This is a genomic window from Paenibacillus sp. FSL K6-1217 (genome assembly GCF_045040735.1).
GTDB lineage: Bacteria > Bacillota > Bacilli > Paenibacillales > Paenibacillaceae > Paenibacillus_AQ.
In genome coordinates this window covers 154456-174428 of record NZ_CP150271.1, presented here as the reverse complement: position 1 = coordinate 174428, position 19973 = coordinate 154456, and the positions used below count along the sequence as shown (strand labels likewise).

10 protein-coding genes are annotated in these 19973 nt (G+C 54.0%); all 10 read right to left on the bottom strand.

Features of this window, described 5'->3' with window-relative positions; all coding sequences use genetic code 11:
- Positions 1 to 15 precede the first annotated feature (15 nt).
- The 10 genes from MHH28_RS00710 to MHH28_RS00665 all read right to left on the bottom strand — a co-directional run bounded on the left by MHH28_RS00710 (position 16) and on the right by MHH28_RS00665 (position 19902).
- Positions 16 to 483: a RidA family protein gene (locus MHH28_RS00710; protein ID WP_405110418.1), complete on the bottom strand. Its 468-nt coding sequence runs from the start codon at positions 481 to 483 to the stop codon at positions 16 to 18.
- Positions 484 to 564: 81 nt separating this feature from the next.
- Positions 565 to 1932 (bottom strand): alpha-L-fucosidase, encoded by a 1368-nt coding sequence (locus MHH28_RS00705; protein WP_405110415.1) that lies wholly within the window; start codon positions 1930 to 1932, stop codon positions 565 to 567.
- 93 nt (positions 1933 to 2025) lie between these two features.
- Positions 2026 to 3711: an ABC transporter substrate-binding protein gene (locus MHH28_RS00700; protein ID WP_405110412.1), complete on the bottom strand. Its 1686-nt coding sequence runs from the start codon at positions 3709 to 3711 to the stop codon at positions 2026 to 2028.
- 19 nt (positions 3712 to 3730) lie between these two features.
- A complete protein-coding gene (locus MHH28_RS00695; RefSeq protein WP_405110410.1) occupies positions 3731 to 4630 on the bottom strand; it encodes a carbohydrate ABC transporter permease in 900 nt (299 codons plus the stop codon).
- Between the two features lie 13 nt (positions 4631 to 4643).
- Complete coding sequence (locus MHH28_RS00690) at positions 4644 to 5561, bottom strand: ABC transporter permease (protein ID WP_405110407.1); 918 nt, start codon at positions 5559 to 5561, stop codon at positions 4644 to 4646.
- A gap of 443 nt (positions 5562 to 6004) precedes the next feature.
- On the bottom strand, positions 6005 to 8308 hold the full coding sequence (locus MHH28_RS00685; RefSeq protein WP_405110404.1) for a helix-turn-helix domain-containing protein: 2304 nt from the start codon (positions 8306 to 8308) through the stop codon (positions 6005 to 6007).
- 245 nt (positions 8309 to 8553) lie between these two features.
- Complete coding sequence (locus MHH28_RS00680; RefSeq protein WP_405110402.1) at positions 8554 to 9732, bottom strand: MalY/PatB family protein; 1179 nt, start codon at positions 9730 to 9732, stop codon at positions 8554 to 8556.
- An 86-nt stretch (positions 9733 to 9818) separates the two neighbouring features.
- Positions 9819 to 10181 (bottom strand): LytR/AlgR family response regulator transcription factor, encoded by a 363-nt coding sequence (locus tag MHH28_RS00675; RefSeq protein WP_405110399.1) that lies wholly within the window; start codon positions 10179 to 10181, stop codon positions 9819 to 9821.
- A gap of 265 nt (positions 10182 to 10446) precedes the next feature.
- Positions 10447 to 11136, bottom strand: a complete 690-nt coding sequence (locus MHH28_RS00670; RefSeq protein ID WP_405110396.1) for a serine protease — start codon at positions 11134 to 11136, stop codon at positions 10447 to 10449.
- Between the two features lie 30 nt (positions 11137 to 11166).
- A complete protein-coding gene (locus MHH28_RS00665) occupies positions 11167 to 19902 on the bottom strand; it encodes a chitobiase/beta-hexosaminidase C-terminal domain-containing protein (RefSeq protein ID WP_405110394.1) in 8736 nt (2911 codons plus the stop codon).
- Between the last annotated feature and the right edge of the window lie 71 nt (positions 19903 to 19973).

Genomic DNA, 19973 nt, shown 5'->3' with positions numbered 1-19973 from the left:
AGTTCCCGTAGAGGCTCATGCTTCGGTTACCTCTACAATCAGCTCGATTTCCACAGGGGTATCAAAGGGCAGCTCATTGGCCGATATGGCCGAACGGGCATGTCTGCCTTTGTCGCCCAGCACCTCTACCAGCAGATCGGACGCACCATTGATGACATAAGGCTGTTCCGTGAAGCCCGGTGCTGAATTGACAAAAGCCAGCATCTTCACCACCTGCTTGATCCGGTCCAGCTCCCCCAGGTGCTCCTTGAGCACAGCCAGGAGATTGACCGCCACCTGACGGGCGGCGGCATACCCCTGCTCCACGGTCAGGTCTGAGCCTACCTTTCCCGTCAGCATCAGTGTTCCGTTAATCCGGCAGTCATTGCCTGAGGTGTATACAAGATTGCCTGCCTGAGTGGCAGGCACATAGGTCGCTACTGCCGGAGGCACTTTTCCCAATACAATTCCCTTCTCCTGCAGCAGCTGCTCTACCTTCCCCATGCTACTCTCTCCTTTGTGCTCCAAGATTGTGGCTGATCCCTTGTCCGCTTCCTGCGGCAGAGTGAAGCCCCCGGGACTTAATCACCGTTCGATGCCGTCAGCGTAGACCGAGGTACCGCGCTGGCTGCGGGCCCATTCCGCCACCCGGGCCGGATCGCCTTCCCACAGGCGCTCCCGGCCCCACTGATTGGCTTCAGGCTTACCCTCACATTCCACACGGATAACAGGGAACAGCCTGGAGGGCGCTTCAGCCGGCAGCCCTTTAATGAATAATTCCTCAGCGCGCTGCTCGAACTCCAGCGTCTGTCCTGTCGTCAGCAGGGTTACAGACTTCACCTTACTGGTCAGATCCGCCAGTCTCATCTCAGGCCGTCCATCCCAGAAGCGGATGATTAGATACAGGTAATTGCCGCGTGTGGTTTGCCGTCCCCTGGTAATAAATTCAGTAATGGAGCCGCCGTCAGAGCCGTAGATGGCCTCCCCGTGCACTTCCAGCCAGCGGCCGATCGCCAGCGCCCGCTCTACGAATTCCGGCGGCAGCTCTCCCTCTGCTGTCGGACCGCAGTTCAGCAGCAGATTCCCGCCGTGGGCCCCGCCCTTCTCCGCACATTCGCAGAGCATATCCAGCAGGTAATCAGCCGGACGCCAGCGCTCGCCGAATACATGGCTCCAGAGCCGCCAGGTGGTCACCTGGCAGGATTCCCACAGGCGCCGGCGGTCGGCAACGATCAGATGCTCCGGGGTTCCGAAGTCACCCAGTGTATCAGAGTCGCCCGCGCCGACACCGCCGTCTGCGCGGTATTCATCATGCGTACTGGAGTAGCCCAGCCGGTTGTTGACCAGAATGCCCGGCTGCAGCCTGCGCATTTCCTTCAGCAGCTCCACACTCTGCAGCTCATCGGCATTTCTCGGCCACACGCCGTCGAAGAAGAAGTGATCGATCTGCCCGTAATTGGTGAGCAGCTCCTTGACCTGGTTGTGCAGGTAATTCCGCACCTTCTCCCAGCCCTCCGGATCTTTGGCCGGACCGTCGAAATAGGCTGGCAGCCGCCAGTCAATCCAAGAGTAGTAGAGCCCGATCCGCAGCCCGGCCTTGCGGAAGGCATCCACATATTCGCGGACGAAGTCGCGCTGCGGAGCCAGCTTCGCGCTGGAGTAATCTGTATAGGCGCTGTCCCACATGCAATAGCCGTCGTGATGCCTGGTCGTGAAGCAGGCATACTTGAAGCCGGCCTTCACGGCAGTCGCTGCCCACAGCTCGGGATCGAAATGCTGCGGATTCCACGCAGCGGCCTGCTCGGCATATTCCCGCTGGTCCAGATGCTCACGGAACAGAATCTGCTCCCCCCGGCCATACTGTGCATAAGGGCCCCAGTGAATGAACATGCCGTAACGGCTTTCGGTGAACCATTTCCAGTGATCCGGTACGGTGAATTCTAGCGTGGTCATGTGTGTCCTCCTGCTGATTTTTGTATTGTAGGCATGTTATATCTGCAGCTGCCCGAATTTCAGGCAGCTACAGGTGGAAGTAGGAAGTTGTCTCTATTTCGCTGCAGCCGACTTGTACGTATCGTAAGCCTCCTGATTAATTTCCAGGTATCGGCTCAGGTTCATGCTGTCCAGCGTGGTCAGATATTGATCCCAGCCGGTGTTGATGTCGGCATCGCCGATAATGAAGCGGGCCATCATTTCGTTGGTGTAATCATAGATTGTTTTGGAGAGATCGGCGATTTCGGAAGACTGGTCCACCGTGAAATTGACCGGCGGCAGCACTGTTTCGACATCGACGCGGTACGGTTCATATTTCTCCTTGGTCTCGTTATAGAGAATGCTGTCCAGCGGGTTATCCGGATTGGCTACCAGGCCGAGGCGCAGCGAGTTCGGACGGTAGGCGATTCCTGTCTGCGACCATTGCTTATTCTGGGTAACCCCGAATTTGGACATATCCATATAGACAGCGGGCTTGCCGTTCAGGCCGATCTCATCAGCCTTTGCCCATCTCCAGTCCACATCCGGTTCACCGATTGTGGAACGAAGCGTAATTTCCCGGTCATACAGGGCATCCGCGAAGCGGAAGGCGGCTTCAGGATTCTTCGCTTTGTTAGTAATAACGAATTGTCCGGGTGCCACCTGATACGGATCATACTGTGTAAGCTGCACCCCGTCCGGACCTTTAAGCGGAGCTACCGCCACATACTCAAGCCATCTGCCGCTGGAGCCGTTCAGCTGGGTCATTGCACTCATATTCGGACCGGAGGCAGCTCCCAGGATCGGCACATCCGGATTCTCCCCCAATTGCACAAGCTGGGCGGCATCCCGTGTCAAGGCTTGCGGGTCCATCAGACCTTCGCTATACAGGCGGTTAAGGTATTTCAGGCCTTCCTTCCATCCATCCTTATTGAACGGCACATCTACCTTGCCTTCGTCATTCACATAGATGCGGGTGAACGGCGCATAGGTGAAGGAGTTCATCAGGAAGTTCTCGACGCTGGTAGTGAGCGTTGACGTCTGATTCACCTGCGGTGCACCGGAGAACGGAATTTCATCGGCGATGCCGTTGCCGTTAGGGTCCTGGGTTTTGAAGGCCTTCAGTACCTCATAGAATTCCTCTGTCGTTGTCGGCATGTCCAGCTTCAGCTTCTCCAGCCATGGCTCATAGATCCAGAGCTTCTGGCGCATCGAACAGTGGTAGCATTCATTCGGTGCAGGAAGCGCGTAGATGTTGCCGTCTGCCGAGGTAATAGTAGACTCTACGAGCGGGCTTTCCTCGAACATTTTCTTCGTATTCACGCCATATTTCTCAATGTAATCGTTCAGCGGCAGCAGCACACCCTGCTGTCCATACAGAGCCTGCTGCTCAGGCGTCACGTTCATGGTCATAATGACATCCGGCAGATCACCGCTGGCCAGCGCCAGGTTAAGCTTCTCGGCAACCGTACTGGTCGGGACAATCTCCCACTCTACATGGATATTCGTCAGCTCTTCGAAATATTTGGTGAACTCATTCGTATCGAAATCCTCGACGGCCGGGTTGGCTCCGGTCATGACGCGGAGCGTAATCTTCTCATCCACAATCGGGAACTGTCCTGCCTCTGTAACCGCCTGCCCTGCAGCCCCATTCCCTGAAGCAGCCCCAGTGCTGCTGTTATTACTGCTGCTGCATGCGCTGAGAATACTGCCCAGCATGCTCACTCCAACGAGTAGTGTTACGACCGCCTTAAATTTCATCAATATAGCCCCCCTTTAATTATCCTTTGAGTGAACCTACCATAACGCCCTTCACCAGATATTTCTGCACGAAGGGATAGAAGACCAGCAGCGGAAAAGAAGAGATCACAATCAGCGAATACTTGAGCAGTGTCTTCATCGCCTCGCGTTTGGCCGCATCCTGCGGATCGCCCGACAGCATCCCGACATCCACATCATTTTTGACCAGGATATCCTTAAGCACCAGCTGGAGCGGGTAATGATCCTGACTTTTCAGATACAGCATGGCATTGAAGTACTGGTTCCAGTTCGCAGCGGCGTAGTAGAGCGTGATGACCGCGAGAATCGGACCCGACAGCCGGATAACCACCTTCCAGACAAACTGGAAATCATTGCAGCCGTCCAGCTGTGCCGCCTCCAGCAGCTCGTGCGGGATCGACATTTGGAAGTAGGTTCTGGCGATAATGACATTCCATACGCTGAGTGCGCCGGGGATAATCATCGACCAGATCGTATCCAGCATGCCTAAATCCCGGACCAGCAGATAGCTCGGAATGAGGCCGCCTGTGAACATGGTGGTGAACATGAACAGCAGCATGAACCCGTTCTTGCCGTAGAAATCCCTGCGGGACAGCGGATAGGCCGCCAGCACGGTCATGATCACATTGACCAGCGTTCCGGTTACCGTATAGAGAATGGAATTGCCGAAGCCGACCCATACCTGCTTGTACTCAAAAACGGCCCTGTACCCGTCCAGACTCGGACGCACCGGCCACAGCCAGACTTCCCCGGACACCACCGCCTGCGAGTCACTGAACGAGGCGCTGACAATATACACGATCGGATACAGTACGGCCAGAAAGAGAAAGCCCATGAAAATGTTGTTCAGAACCGTAAACAGCTTGTCGGCTGCGGAATTATTGCGGAATATAGTGTTCATGGTCTTGCCTCCTTTACCACAAGCTGCCCTGTTTGGTTTTTTGCGCAATCTTGTTCACCGTCAGCAGCAGAATCAGATTGATAATCGACTTGAACAGTCCGATCGCCGTTGAATACGAATAGTTGGCCACCTGCGATGTCAGGCCCACCTTGTATACGTAGGTGTCAATGATCTCGGCGGCCTTCAGATTAATCGGATTCTGCAGCAGCAGCACCTTCTCAAAGCCGACATCGAGAATATGCCCGGTATTCAGAATGAGCACGATGATGGCCATCGGCATAATGCCCGGCAGATCGATATGCCACATGCGGCGGAATTTCGTTGCCCCGTCCATTACCGCCGCTTCATGCAGCGAAGGATCAATACTGGCCAGCGCTGCGATGAAGATAATACAGTTGAAGCCGACATGCTGCCACACATCCGACCAGACATAGATAGAAGAGAACATCGAAATTTCACCCATAAAGTTGATCGGGCTTACTCCGAAGAACCCGAGGATTTTGTTCACAATTCCGATCCGCGGGTCCAGCAGCTCCTTCACAATCCCGACCACTACTACAATAGAGATAAAATGCGGCGCATAGGTTACCATTTGCACGGCTTTGCGGAATCTGATATTGCGGAGATAATTCAGTCCCAGGGCCAGCAGCATCGGGATCGGGAACCCGGCAATCAGATTGTAAAAGCTGAGAATCAGCGTGTTCCTGAGAATCCGCCAGAAATCATAGGAATTGACGAACCGGCTGAAATGTTTCATGCCCACCCAGTCACTGCCCCAGATGCCCTTGACTACCGAGAAATCCTTGAAGGCAATCTGGGCACCGTACATTGGTATATATTTAAATATAATCAGATACAGAAAAGGCAGTGCCATCAGCGCATACAATTGCCAGCTTTTGATCAGCTTTTTGACGAAGGGATTCTCGCTCAATTCACTTCTCACCTCCTCTTAGGGTTGACTTGGGCACACCTGCGATCACTCCCCGGCGGGGCTTGTTCGTGTGTCTTCCGTGTACCTTCAGCATAGGCAGGGAGAGTCTGAGCGTAAATTGTAAATCGTCCGTTTCGTTGTCATTTGTTAAGAAATCTGCCTTTGCACTTGCCGTTTCCATGTGCATTTGCTTAGAATTCAGCTTATTTTTTCTATTATATGGATTAATTACTAGATGTAGCGCTATTTCAAAGTTAATTTATATCACACTTAAGGTGACTTTCCAGCAGTAGAATTCAATGCCGAAGCGCCCAATGAGTTTCAAGATAATTCTCATTTCCAGCGGGTAACAGCGGCCCGCTCTTGTTCAGCACCCGGATTTCCTGATATCAAAAAAGGCCAGGAGCTTATCCCGGCCTTCCTATGCATGTAAGCAGTATCCATTATCCGGTTGCGGATTGCCGGAATGCGGTGGCACTGAGCCCGCTGTCCCGCTTAAAGGCCCGGCAGAAGGTATTCGTGGAATGATAACCGACCTGCTCGGCGATATCCCGTATGGGCAGACCCGTGTTCGCCAGCAGCGCTCTGGCTTCGTTCATCCGCAGATTCTCCAGATATTCCGAGAAGTTCGTGCCTGTCTGCTCTTTGAAGAATTGCGACATGTACCCTTTGGAGATATTCATATGGTCCGCTACGGCATCCAGGCTGAGATTGGCCTGCCCGTACTGCTCTTGAATATAGAGAAGAATAGAGTCAAGCAGCCTGACATTGCGGCTCTTCTTGCGCTGGTCGGCTTCTTCGCTCATGGCAAGAAAAATAGCGGCTGCACTCTTATAGACCTCGCGCAGATTCTCGGTGGCATTCAGCTGCTGAAGCAGGCTGCTTACCTGCTGAGGGTATTGCAGCATGAGCTGCTCCTGCAGCTTCACCAGACAGCTGATCATCTCACAGCAGAAGAGCTGCTGCATCGCCAGCGGCAAATGCCGTTCCTGGAAGTTCTCACGGAACAGGGAATCCAGCAGCCGGCGGAGCTCCGCAGTTTCACCCGCCTTCGTATAATTGCTGAGGCGGTTCTCCACCTCACCGGGGAAATAGAACAGGCTGTTCTCGCTCGGCAGGTCATAGAACCAGGCTGTCTGCACCATTTCCTCACAGGTAATAGACGACAGGGACTGGCGCGCCTCCTCATAGGAGCCGGACACATCCAGCAGTGAAGCGCGGAAGCCGCCGATGGCGAAGTACAACCCCAGCATCAGGCGCTTTCCAATCTCCGCAGCGGTACCCTGGATAATCCCTTCGATCGTCCGGCGGAACTGGATGCTGTCCCCGGCGGTATCCACGAACAGGATGGCAATCTTGTCTTCGGCGATATCATGCACGTAGAAGCTTCCGCCCATGGTCAGCCGGAGCGCCTCTTTGATCAGCACCCGCTCCACGTCCAGCTTGCGCAGTGCATCTGCGCTCATGCCCCGGGCCTCCCCGCGGAAATGAAGAATACCGACAGCATAGGATTCACCCGTGATCTCCATATGCTGGTGCCGCAGCAGCGTATGGACCTCATTCAGGTTCAGGAATTCCCCTTTGAGCAGCCGTTCATAGAAGCTCTCCAGCAGCAGGGGGGCCTGCCGCTCAATTTCACCCTGCAGGGCGGCGTTGTTATCAATCAGAGCAGACAGCGAATTCTGAATGAAGCCGTACATCTCCTTCGGTCTCCGGGCCTGCTTGCCGCCGGGGCGTTCTGTTAGCGTCGAGAGGATGCGGACCAGCGGCTTGCCGCTGCGGGTGGCGAACAGATACGCGAGGAACACGCCGACCAGCAGAAACGCCAGAACGACGATAATGGTTATTTTTTTGATCGACAGAACTTTGCCCAGAACCACATGAGGCGGCTGAGCCACCACGTAGGACCATTTATTATAAGAGGATTTGGTATAAGTCACCATCATATCGTTCGTCTTGCCCGAAGCCTCAATAATCCCGGAATCAGCCGGATACGCCGCAGGGTCCAGATCAGGAATCGTTCCATCCCCGGACAAGGCGCTGACTACGCGGCCTTCATTGTCGATAATCGAGACCCAGCCGCCATCGGAGACATCAACCCCTGAGAGCAGCGACTTCAGCTTGCGGTTATCCACCAGAATGACCAGCGCCCCCTGAATGGAGCCCGGATAACCAAGCGACTGCACGTAAGTGAGCATGTCATAGTTCTTGCCCTGATATTGAGCCGAGCCTGAAGCCATCACCTCACGGTTGCGGTATGTACTGAACAGGTCACTCCGCCAGGTCTCGTAGTCGGTTCCTGCGCTGGAGAGTACGTAATTGTAGAAAGCGGGAAGCTCGTAAGTGGAATTGGAAGATAAGGCCAAATTGCTGTTCTTAAAAATCAGATAGTAATCCAGCACGAAATTGTTCGAGGTATTATAGCTGTAGAGATTCTTCTGGGTCTCCAGAACCTTGTAGGTTCTGGTGCTGCTGAACGGGTCGCTGACGCGGGCAAAGCTCTGCACCATCGGATCGTTGAGCAGCTGCAGGGCAATCGTGTTAATCTCGGATAACCGGATATCCATCGTCTCCTTGACCTGCTCCAGGAGCTGCATATTGCTTCCGGTCACTTCATCTTTGACGACATCGTAGGTCAGCTTATAAAAGAGCCCTCCAAGACACAACGCAAAAACCATGAAAGAGATATAGGGTATCATCAAACGCATGAACAGATGCTGCTGTTCCGGCCACTTCGTCAACCGCATGGCTGCTGCCCCTCCTTTTCAGTCCTGCTGATGTAAGGATACATCACTCTGTATGGAATTCCTGTCGAAAAAAAAGACAAACCCGATTAATATGTCGTTTATTATAACATTATGCTTCAAATTTAGGTATTACACTTTTTGTATTGCAGTGTGTCCCCACAACGATATCCGCAAAAAAAACGCCGTTATCCCCGAACTAATGTTCAAGAGATAACGGCGTACAGCTATGGTATGCAAGGCAATATCTATTTCACGTAAGCCGCAGCAGCCCCGGTGAACCGCTCCAGCGCTTCGGCCAGCAGGGAACGCGGGCAAGCGAGGTTGATCCGCAGATGGCCTTGGCCTTCCGTGCCGAAGACAGATCCTTCATTAAAAGCGACCTTGGCCTCACGGTACATCAGCTGCTTAAGCCCGTCCGCATCGAGTCCGAGGGATCGGCAGTCGATCCACAGCAGATAAGTGGCTTCCGGCTTCATCGGCTTCACCTGCGGCAGATGCTCCGCAAGATAGCTGATGGCATATTCCGCATTGCCGTTAATGTGCAGGATCAGCTCATCCAGCCATTCTCCGCCCTCGTTATAAGCGGCCTCTACAGCCTCCGGCGAGAAGAAGGCCGACATATGCAGGCTGAGCGTCTTAATCTTATAGTCGAACTTCCGTTTCAGCTCCGGGCTGGAGGTGACAATATATGAGGTCTGCAGCCCCGGCAGATTGAAGGTCTTGGTCGCCGCCAGTGTGGTCAGCGTAATATCTGACAGCTCTGGAGACAGGGAAGCGAACGGAATATGCTTGTGTCCGGGCATGATCATGTCGCAATGAATCTCATCCGAGATCACCGTTACCCCATAGCGCAGGCATAGCTCGCCCAGACGCAGCAATTCCTCCCGTTCCCATACTCTACCGCCCGGATTATGCGGATTACACAGCAGCAGCAGCTTCGCGCCTCCGGCCATCAGTTCTTCCAGCTGGACATAGTCCATGACATAACGGCCTGCTTCCAGCTTCAGCGGATTCACCGCCACCTTGCGGTCATTCATCTGGATGACATCATAAAAAGGATAGTAGACCGGCGATTGCAGAATCACCTGATCTCCCGGCATGCTGAACAGCTCCACAGACAGGCTGAGTGAGGTGACAATCCCCGGAGAATCCGAGATCCATTCCTCCTGAATCTCCCAGTCATGGCGTCTGCGGTACCAGCCGGTAATCGCCGCTTTGTAGGAGTCGCCCGTCACGCTATAGCCATATACTCCTGCCTGTACACGGCGAAGAATCGCTTCCTGTACCGCAGGAGGGCTCGCGAAGTCCATATCCGCTACCCACAGCGGAAGGATCTCCTTGTCTCCGAACAGCTTCTCCGATTGGTCCCATTTGTAGGAACGGGTATTGCGGCGGTCAATAATCCGGTTAAAATCGTACTTCAACTAAAATCACCCATCCTTTCTGCTTATCCGTACATTGTACCATGGGCAGAGACATCCGGCATCCTGATTCCATCCGCCAGCCTGCTTCAGCTTCCCTTGCGCAGCCGTTCCAGAGACTGGCCCAGCCGGACCTCCTCCAGCGGCTTCAGCACATAATCCACTATGTCCTGGTCGAAGGCCCACAGGGCATGCTGCTTCGTCTCGGTAACCACCACAATCTGAATTTCCGGCAGCCTTTTCTTCACAAGCTCTGCTACAACGACTCCTTGGTGGCCGGGAAGCTGAAGATCCAAAAACAGCACATCGGGCTCCAGCAGAACAATCTGGTCTACAACATTCTCGGGATAGGCTGACATGCCAATCACATTCACCTTGCCTGTATGCCGAAGCATGGATGACAGCTTATAGAGATCCTTCTGATTCACATCCAGCAAATAGGCCTTAATCACCCGGGTTCCTCCTCCTTCCATAGGGTTGAATTACGATCATAGAGCAGCTTATACATTCTATATTCAAGTGGAAACGGCTTTGCCGTCCTTGTAAAGGACGGTACCGTTTCAGCGAGAAATAGAAGGATAAATTATGGTGTGAAACATATAATTTCTTATATTTTTAAAAAAAGTGCTGTCCCCGCGTTTGCTACGAAACGTCTGAGGACAGCCATAGTCGGTATTATATCGCAGCCTCAAGTATAAGCTGCTTGTAATTGTTCTTTTAGTTGAAGGAAGCTGGCAGCAGGCTGCGCAGATCCTCCGTATTCACAATCAAATGAATGTTATTCATCGTCCGCAGGGAACCGGAGATAAGACCGGCCAGTTCGCCATGCGTATCGAGCAGTGGGCCCCCGGACATTCCGCTTGCCACCTGGGCCGAGGTTAGAATCCGGCTTCTGCCGTTAATGTCGGCTGCCGGTGTATTGACAATCCCCTCTGTGATGATCGCTGTATTCTTGAGCGGATACCCGAGGGCATACACAGCTTCACCATGTCTCAGCTTGTCCTTGCGCAGCGGAAGGTAGGCATAGGCATTGTCCTTTTGCTTCATCGCAGCAGGACTTGGCAGTTCAAGGATGGCAACATCCTTCAGCTCATCGGACTTCGTGACCTTAATGGGACTGATCACCGTTCCGTCGGCCATGATCCCTTCGATGCGCTGTGCGCCTTTGACCACATGATACGCGGTTGCCGCGGTACCGGCCGGAGACAGGATAATTCCTGTTCCGGTGGTGCTTGCGGTACCGTCGCTTTTCAGCACCCTCAGATAAAAGATGGCCTCACTCGCTATTCCATAGCTTTGTTCAGCGTTATACACCTCAGGTGTATCCGCACTGGTGGTGCCCGAATAGAAGAGTACCGCCAAGATCAATGAGAGGACCAGGCTTGCGGCAAGCAGCTTTGTTTTCATCCGCCGATCTCCTTCACATATGAATTCCTGTTATTTCACAACCGACATGATGTCTTTGTAAGCCCAGTGGGTAGCCGGAAGATCCTTGAACTGTACAGAGGTTACCGTCAGCTTCTTCGTCCCGGCAATCCGGTTGATCAGCACCACGGCCTGCGCACGGGTAATCGGTGTTCCCGGCTTGAAGGTGCCGTCAGGGAAGCCTTGCACATATCCTGCCTGCGACAGGGCATTGACATATTTCTCTGCCCAGTGGCCGCGCATATCCTTCTGCTTCGTAACGCCTGTCTGAGCTACATCAAGCTTCAGCACGGTAGTCATGATTTTGGAGAATTCGGCCCGGGTCAAGCCCTTGGTTCCGCCAAAGCCGCCATCCGGGTACCCCTCAATAATTCCCGCAGAAGCGAAGAAGCCGCTTAACGCCACATTCTCGGCATTGACATCATTGAACAGATTGCCTACATTCACTTCTTCCATGTCGAGCAGCGGCGCAAGGGACTGGATCAACTCATACCGGGTAATGGCTGCGTTAGGCATGAACAGGCCATTCGGATAGGCTGCCATATACTTGATCTCGCTGCTATTACTCTTCAGGCTGTACTTCGCGTTCTCCACCTCATACTCGATGGTAATGACTTTATCGTCTTTGTCCGTGATCGCTTTGATCGTCATAGACTTGGTAATCAGCAGCTCACCGGTGTATTTCGTGCTCTTGGTCGTCGGAATGCTGCCGTCCGTTGTGTAATAGATCGTCTGCCCCTCTGGAGCCTTCAGCTCCAGCTTGCTGTTCTTAGCGATCTTGACCGGAGCTTCACTGTCGCCAGTTACCGCTGTTGTGCCAGCGACCGCTGTGATCGACGGAGCTGCCGGTGCAGGTGTCGGGCTCGGAAGCGGAGCTGCTAGGCCACCGCCACCGCCACCGCCACCACCACCATTGCCACCGCCAGGGCCGGAACCAGTGCCGGGATTAGGCACTACAAGTGTCCAGGTCCAGCTTGCCGCCGGGCTGTATTCCTTGCCTGTTACCACCGTGATGGCTTTCACCGTCGTGGTGCTCTTAAGAGCAATCGCTCCGCTGTAAAGCATCGAGGCTTCGGTTGGCTGTGTGCCGTCCAGTGTATAGTAGATGCTTCCTCCCTGCTCGCCTGTTACCAGCTCCACCTTCACTTCAGTGGTGAAATTCTTATCTGCAGGAGTTGCAGTAGGTGCAACCGCAGCGCTCAGGTACTGAAGTGCAGCTGTATTAATAGCAATACTTCTGCTCTGTCCTCCAGCGGTTGCCTCCAGCACGGCACTGCCGCCTGATATCAGGCTGCCGGTTGTACCGTTCACTACAGCCTTGGACGGATCAGCGCTCCAGGAGAGTGCTCCGCCGCTGCTCATGTGGAATGCCGAACCCACGCGGTTAATCAGATCCTGCGGGTCCAGGATAACAGCGGCTGAAGCCAGAGTCCCTTCGTCTGTTCCGTTAAAGGCTGCAAGCACTGGATAGAAGGTGCTCTGGGCTGTCCAGACTCCGGCATCCAGGCCTGCTGGCAGATTCGCAGTGGTAAGCTCTGCACCCGGCAGCCCCATGGCACTGCTGTTATTGCCGGCCACTGCCTGACCATCCAAATTGTAATAGGCAATATTGTTCTTCAGCATTTGTCTGTTGAACAAGGAGCCGCTGATCGTGGCATTGTCCGATTTCTGTCCGGCAACCCCTCCGAAGAAGGCCTGCAGCGGTTGAATCTTGCCCTTCACTCCAGCCTTCACTTCTCCGGTGTTCAGGGAAGAAATAATCGATCCGCTCTCTGCCAGACCGGCAATCCCGCCAGCCCATGCAGTAGACATGCCCTCGGCGAGAACCGTGGCGGCAGAGTAGCTGTTCTTGATCTCTCCGGCATTCAGTCCGCTGATCCCGCCAGCGATTGCCTGAGCCGAAGCTACACGGATATCGCCATAGGCCATGGATTCAGTGATGGAGCCTTCCGCACGGTTCTCACCGGCAATTCCGCCTGCGGCCAGTGCAGATGAACCATCAATGTTGCCCTTCGATACAGCCTGGTGAATCACACCAGCGTTGCTTCCGGCAATTCCGCCAATCCGGCCTGCTCCGGCAAGCTTCACTCCTTCATTCGTGACCTTCTCCAGAGTACCCTGATTCACACCTGCTGCCCCGCCTGCGGCAGCACTGCCCGCCACGGAACCGCTGACCTTCACATTCTGGATGACTGCGCCCTTGTGGTTGATCCCGGCAGCCACCCCTGCGTTCACTGCACCGGAAAGTTCTGCTCCGGTAAAGTTCACATTCAGGAGCTGGCCGCGGTTCTCCTTAATGAATCCGGCGGTCTGCTGTCCGGAGGCTTTCAGTGAAAGTCCGTTTAGCGTATGGCCTTGACCGTTGAACACACCTGTAAAGCTGTCGAATGCCGTCCAGAAGCGTCCGGCAAGATCGATATCCGCGCCGAGCAGGATGGTTGCCAGCTCCGGCTTGTTCTCGGCCGTTCTGTTGAACAGCTTGTAATAATTCAGTCCAGTCTCGTTATAGAACATGACTGCCCCTGCAAGCTGCAGCGGAGTCTGTACTGTAATGGCCCCGTCCGTCAGGTCGTTCAGGAAGGTAGTATCATAATCGATACTCCATAGTCCTGAAGCCAGCGGATTAACAGCGGCTGTACTTACGGCTGCTGCGGCCGCGCCTGTGTTGCGGCCTACAGCATCCAGTGTGCCTGTGTAGGACGAACTAAGAATTTTACCATCGCGGAAGTTATAGCCGACCAGTGCGCCGGTAGAGACATTATTGCCTGCTACCGCAACCGTGATCTGCGGCACATTCGCGTACACACTTGTTAACGTTCCGTCATTATAACCGGCAAAGCCGCCGTTGTATGAACGGGTCGAAGACTTGACTCCGACAGTAGAAATCTTGCTCTGCAAGGCGTAAGACTTGCTGATGCTGCCGCTTCTCTCCACGGAGGCAGCGAAACCGCCGCTGCGTGTGTCGAAGCCGGTATTGCTGATGTCACCGGAAGCATAGGAATCCGTGATCGAATAATGATCTACAGACCCGGCGAATCCGCCGACATAGGAGCCTAATCTGCCGCTGACATTCAGCTTGCCTGTGGCATAAGACTTCTGAATTTGTCCGGCAAGCGTACCATTCTCACCCAGCAGTCCGGCAAAACCGCCTGCATACATCGTATTATCCTGATTGGTATCTGCGATCGTTACCGGAATATCCGTATGAGTATTCGTAATCACGACATGATCGGCCATACCGATGACCCCGCCGACGCGTGTATTCGGTACCGATTCACCCAGAGTAACCGCAGATCCCACAGTAATGGACTGGCCGGAGCCGGAGATCACCTTACTGTAATGAATCTCGCCGCCGTCTCCCCGGCCGATAAGCCCGCCAGCATTGATCACTCTGCTGTTATCTGCGTTCACACCGCTTCTGACAATGGTATCCACAATGATACCATTACTGTATCCGGCCACTCCGCCTGCACTTACGGTATTGCCGCCGGTTACCTTCAGACCGGAAGCAACCTCTGAGCTATAGATGGATGCATCCGTATTCTTGCCTGTCAAACCGCCCGCATAGAGATCTGCACGATGGTCTGTTCCAGTGACTGTGATCTGGCCATCATGAACCTTGGCAATATAGATCCCTTTATAGAGCGGATACGCCTTGCCAAAATCAAAGCCCTGGTTGATATCCGAGGCTGTGATCGTTCCGGCGATCCCGCCGACCGCAACCTCACCGCTCTTCGCCGCAGCTTGAAGCTCAGGTGACGAATCCGCGTTGTAGATGATGGAGTTATCACTCTCTCCCACAATACCTCCGGCAGTGATCACTTCACCGGCGGCCTGCAAAGAAGCCTTGAACTTGGCGTCATTGATCGCCGTCCGGGAAGCCGATCCGGCAATCCCGCCGAGCACAGCCTTCAAGCTGTCGCTGGTCGTAGCCAGCTTCACGCCTGACAATGCTGCATGTTCAACATCGAAGCTGCTGCTGTTATCCACAGAACGGACCGGCATTCCGCCGAGTCTGCCTTCCTTCGCGCCCACAACACCGCCAGCCGTACCATTAGCTGTCAGCTGCACACCGCTGCCGGAGCCGGTTACTGTAACATTACGGATGCTGTTCCCCTGATCGGATTGACCGATCATACCGCCAAGGATGGAGCCAAGCCCCCGCGCTTCCAAGGTTCCGTCTGCAAAGCTTACGGTCAGCCCTTCAGCTTGACCTGTCTGGTAATGTCCAACCAGTCCGCCAACCGTGGCTTCCACTCCTGTGGAGGAAATCCGGTATCTGGAATTCACTTCTAGGGCCAGACCTGTCACATTCCCATTCTGAACCCCGATAATTCCGCCGATAACGGCACGGTCAGCTGCGCTGCCGATGCTGCCGTCCTTATCATGAATGACATAGGTGTCCAATGTAATATCTGCTGTATTGTCGCCGATCAGACCGCCGGCGATGCCGCCTTCAGCTACTGTCTCAATCCGGCTTCCGCCGTCCAGCGTAAGCTGCAGACCGGCAACACTGCCTGAGTTCTGGCCGATGATGCCGCCGACAATACCGCCGCTGACCTTAACGCCTTCAAGCAGCTTAAGGTCCACATTCTTGACCGTACCCAGGTTCGTTCCAGCCAGTACGCCAGTGTAGCCGTTACCGGCAACCGTAAGCGGCTCAAGATTCATGTTCTGTACTGTAGCATTAGCCCCAATGATTCCGAACAACCCGGAATGGGCATATACCGGTTGCAGAGTCAGACCGTCGATCAGTTGGCTCTTTCCGTCTAACGTTCCTTCAAAAGGATTAGCTTCCTTGTCACCGATAGGTACCCATTGCTTGGATTGGATATGGATCGGATTCATCACGGTCACGGTTCTGTCCTTAAAGCTGAATTGGTCCACACCGGCAATCGTGCCGTTGACAATTCCCGCCAGACCGGCAAGCTCAGCCTCCGAGGTGATCTCGAAGCCGATCGCATCCTTATCCTTCGTGTACCAGTTGATATTGGCATTCACGTTATTGCCGTTGTCTCCGCCGCCGGTATTGGCAATACGGTTGACTTCAGGATAACGGTATGCTGCACTAAGCGAGCCGTATTTCCAGGCTCCCTCAAAGTCCCAGCCCGACAAGCCCGGGAATACCGTTCTGTCCTTCAGTGTCTCCGACAGAATCGTGGTCAGCCGGACATGCACATTCAGCCAGCGGTGATTGCCTTCTGCGAAATCAGGCAGATCGCGGTTGATATTCAGTCCTTCGTCTTTAATATAGTAAGACTTGTAAAGTAGTTCTTTACTTGCATTATCATAACGTCCGGCGAAGCCGCCGGCATAAGCGGTCTTTTTCTCGGCTACATTAACCTCTGCTGCTGAGTAGACATTGCTTATTTTACCGTTTGTAATCCGGCCAACGAAGCCGCCGGCGTAAGAATTATTTTCCGCAGCGTTAACACTTTTCGCCACATAGGAATTCTTGACCGTTCCGCCGGACAGTTCTCCGATCAGGCCGCCGACAATGGTATAGACCTTGTTCGCCGTAACCTTGGATACGGAATACGATTGCTCCACTGTACCGGCTGTATTTCTGCCGATCAGTCCGCCCAGATAGACCGAGCCGCTTGATGTTCCTTGGGCATTGCCCGTCACATCAATATCTACATAAGAGCCAATGACTGCACCGGCATTGCTGCCTGCCAAGCCGCCGGCATGTGTACCTGTACCCTCAATCGTCAGGTTCGCATTGGAATACGTGTAGTAGAGTGTTCCTGATGCCGTATTCACACCGGCCAGACCGCCGATGATGGAGGAATTGCCTCTTGCGATCACCGAGATCTTGTCGGTAATGCTGTTGTTGGCAATCAGCGTCCGGTTCTCGCCGACCATACCGCCCACAATGGCATTCGCGGAAGTAGCTGAGACCGTACCCAATGTCCGGGTATTCTGAATCGTGCTGACTGAGGTCACCGGATTCAGTACCGGATCAATACTCTGGGCCGCATTGAGGCCCACAATGCCTCCGACATATGAGGACACTGCACCGTCATTAGCCTTCAGATTCAGACCGCTGATATAAGTGCCCGTAATAATACCCGAAGCACTGCCGTGGTTATATCCGGCCACCCCGCCTGCAATAGCGCGTGGCGCGTTAAGCGTCAGACTAATCGCAGAACCTGCCAGACGGTCCAGCTTGGAGGACTCATTGTAGCCTACAATCCCGCCAATATAGGCATCTGTAGCCGCTGGTCCTGCCAGAATCAGCATATTCTCTACATTGACTACTTTGCTGTCACTGCTGATGCTGCTGTTTGTAAGGGTCCCTGCCAGACCGCCGACAGACGGCTTCGCCGCTTGGGCCTGGATGAGCATCAGGGCGCCATCTTCAGCGTTCACTTCCGGCGTTGTAACATCTGTTGTTGTAGCTGCTCCAACGATCGCGCCCGCTTTGGCATCCGCCGCTGTCAGGGTGATCATCGGATCAGCTCCCGGAACATTCAGCACTGCGGATGCAATGCCTGCACGTGCTTCAGGCGCCGATGCTCCTTCCGAATGTCCCGCGATTCCGCCCGCTTCCGCACGGACACCGCTGGCTTCAATAGACAACTGGGTCACGGTTGCGTTAACCAGTTGTCCGGCATTGAAGCCGGTATTCCCGCCAAGCTGGTTATCTGCACCACTTGCGGTGATAATTACATTCTCCGCATGATTGTACGGAGCGGCTGCGGCTGAATGGTTCTCACCGAACATACCGCCAGCTTTTACCAAAGCGCCTGTAGCCTTAATCTCAATACGATTCGTGTGCCCGTTGAACTGGGCAGCCGAGTTATGCCCTGCGCCGCCGCCGAAGCTTACCTTGTCGGCCTTCAGCTCTGTAACGATATCCTGGACATCTACAGGCACAGCTGCAGTCCCGATTACAGCCTCAGACGTCAGCTTGCCTGCTGTCCCGCCGATTGTATACCCGCTGGTTCCGGCTTCATTCAGGAAGCTGATCCGTGCAGCCTTACCGCCGGTCAGCGTCAGAGCCTTGGTATTCACGCCTACGAGTCCGCCAAACGTGACATTATACTGTCCGTCTGCCGCCCCCGCTACCGCAGCCTGAAGCACCAAAGTGCTGTAGCCTGCCGATTCAGCATCTCCAGCAGTAACTCCGCTTACCGTACCTTGTGCATTACCGGCAATCCCGCCGATAATGCCGCCTGCAGAAGTAACCTGCAGCGTTGCATATTTAATAGAAGAATTACTTAAGGTTCCTTCCAGATAGCCGACGATTCCGCCGACTGTGCCATCGGAAGTGATAGCCAGATGCTTGCTTTCCGTCTTGCCGGTCGCTGCCGATGCAATGGTTCCGCCAATTTCGTAACCCACGGTACCGCCGGTATAGACATCCGCAGTACCTTTAACCTTCAGTTCGCCTGTGGAAGAGGTATGGGTGATGTTCCCGCCTGCATCATAACCGGCAATCCCGCCGGTGTAGACTCCTGTACCACCGGTAACTGAGATGTCTGCACTATTCTCAAATGCCCCAGCGGTAGCATTGCTGGTAACCAGCCCGCCTGCAGCATATCCGACGAATCCGCCGGTAGCTACATTCTCTGAGCCTGTCGCTGTAATCTCTTGTGTATTCACATAAGGATGCGTCCAGGTGAAGGTGCTGCCGGTATATCCGGCAATCCCGCCTGTATATACGTTTTTGCCGCCGTTATTGGTAACCGGCGCTGTATTCACAAACGTAATGGAGGCCGCTTCGCTTGCTACCGTACCTGTTGCACCTACAAGCGCCCCGGCTGCCGAGTTCACTGCCGCTGCTGCATTCACGGTAATTGCGCCGTTATTGGTAGTCATGTTGGAGAACACGACGGTGTGGTCTACTTTACCGACAATCCCGCCTGCCGCAACCTGACTTCCGCCGGCAATGGTTACAGTAGCCGTATTAATGATTGGAGTGTCTTCATCATTTAGACGAAGCGATCCTGAGGTGTGCCCTGCAATCCCGCCTGCGGTAAGCACGGAGCTGTCCGTTCCTTGGGCAAGAATCGCTCCATGATTGACCACTTTTTTGATAATAATGCCTCTGGAATCGCCATAGCCCATAATTCCGCCAACATCGGCTGAACCATATGCTGTAACGGTTCCGTTATTGATAGAGTTTGAGATCATCCCTCCGCCCATCCCGACAATACCGCCCGCGTAGGAGTGATAAGGGGAAGCGTCCGAAGTGATATTGATCTGGTTGGTAATGTCAAACACAATGCTGCTGCCGCTCATTTTACCTACAGCAGAGCCCGCATAGACATCATAGGTTACTCCGGTAACAGAGATGGTGCCTGTTTCAAAAATCAGGCCGCCTACTGTACCGCCTACCATGTTCCCTACCAGACCCTGATAAGAACGGTTTGCTACTACATTCAACCCGTTAATCTTCTTCATTAACCCATTCTCGGTGATGAGTGTTCCCCGAAATGGATGCTCGGCTGTACCGATGGGCACCCACTGGTAAGCGGAGAGATCCAGGTTGTCGGTAATCTCCATAATTTTACCGCTCAGCCCGTTTACCTTACCTTCATTAACAAGTTTAGCTACACCTGCCAGCTCTTCAGCAGTCTTTATTTTGAAGGTATCATTCGTTGGCACGTACCACTCGGTCCTAGCCGCGCTGTCCCAAGTCTGCGGATCAGCCTTGGCCATGATGCCTCCGGCAACTGCGGCAACGGTAATAACCGCCAGTGCTATAAAATAACCTATCCATGATCTTCGCTTCAAAGCCATGTTGACACCACCTGAATAGTATTGTGACTTAAGGATTTCCCAGCAGAGTGTGCCCGCCCGCTTGCCGAGCG

Bases quoted from the DNA above. Each gene is read 5' to 3' on its own strand.
- MHH28_RS00665 (WP_405110394.1), bottom strand. From the start codon at position 19,902: ATGGCTTTGAAGCGAAGATCATGGATAGGTTATTTTATAGCACTGGCG.
- MHH28_RS00685 (WP_405110404.1), bottom strand. From the start codon at position 8,308: ATGCGGTTGACGAAGTGGCCGGAACAGCAGCATCTGTTCATGCGTTTG.
- MHH28_RS00700 (WP_405110412.1), bottom strand. From the start codon at position 3,711: ATGAAATTTAAGGCGGTCGTAACACTACTCGTTGGAGTGAGCATGCTG.
- MHH28_RS00695 (WP_405110410.1), bottom strand. From the start codon at position 4,630: ATGAACACTATATTCCGCAATAATTCCGCAGCCGACAAGCTGTTTACG.
- MHH28_RS00705 (WP_405110415.1), bottom strand. From the start codon at position 1,932: ATGACCACGCTAGAATTCACCGTACCGGATCACTGGAAATGGTTCACC.
- MHH28_RS00670 (WP_405110396.1), bottom strand. From the start codon at position 11,136: ATGAAAACAAAGCTGCTTGCCGCAAGCCTGGTCCTCTCATTGATCTTG.
- MHH28_RS00710 (WP_405110418.1), bottom strand. From the start codon at position 483: ATGGGGAAGGTAGAGCAGCTGCTGCAGGAGAAGGGAATTGTATTGGGA.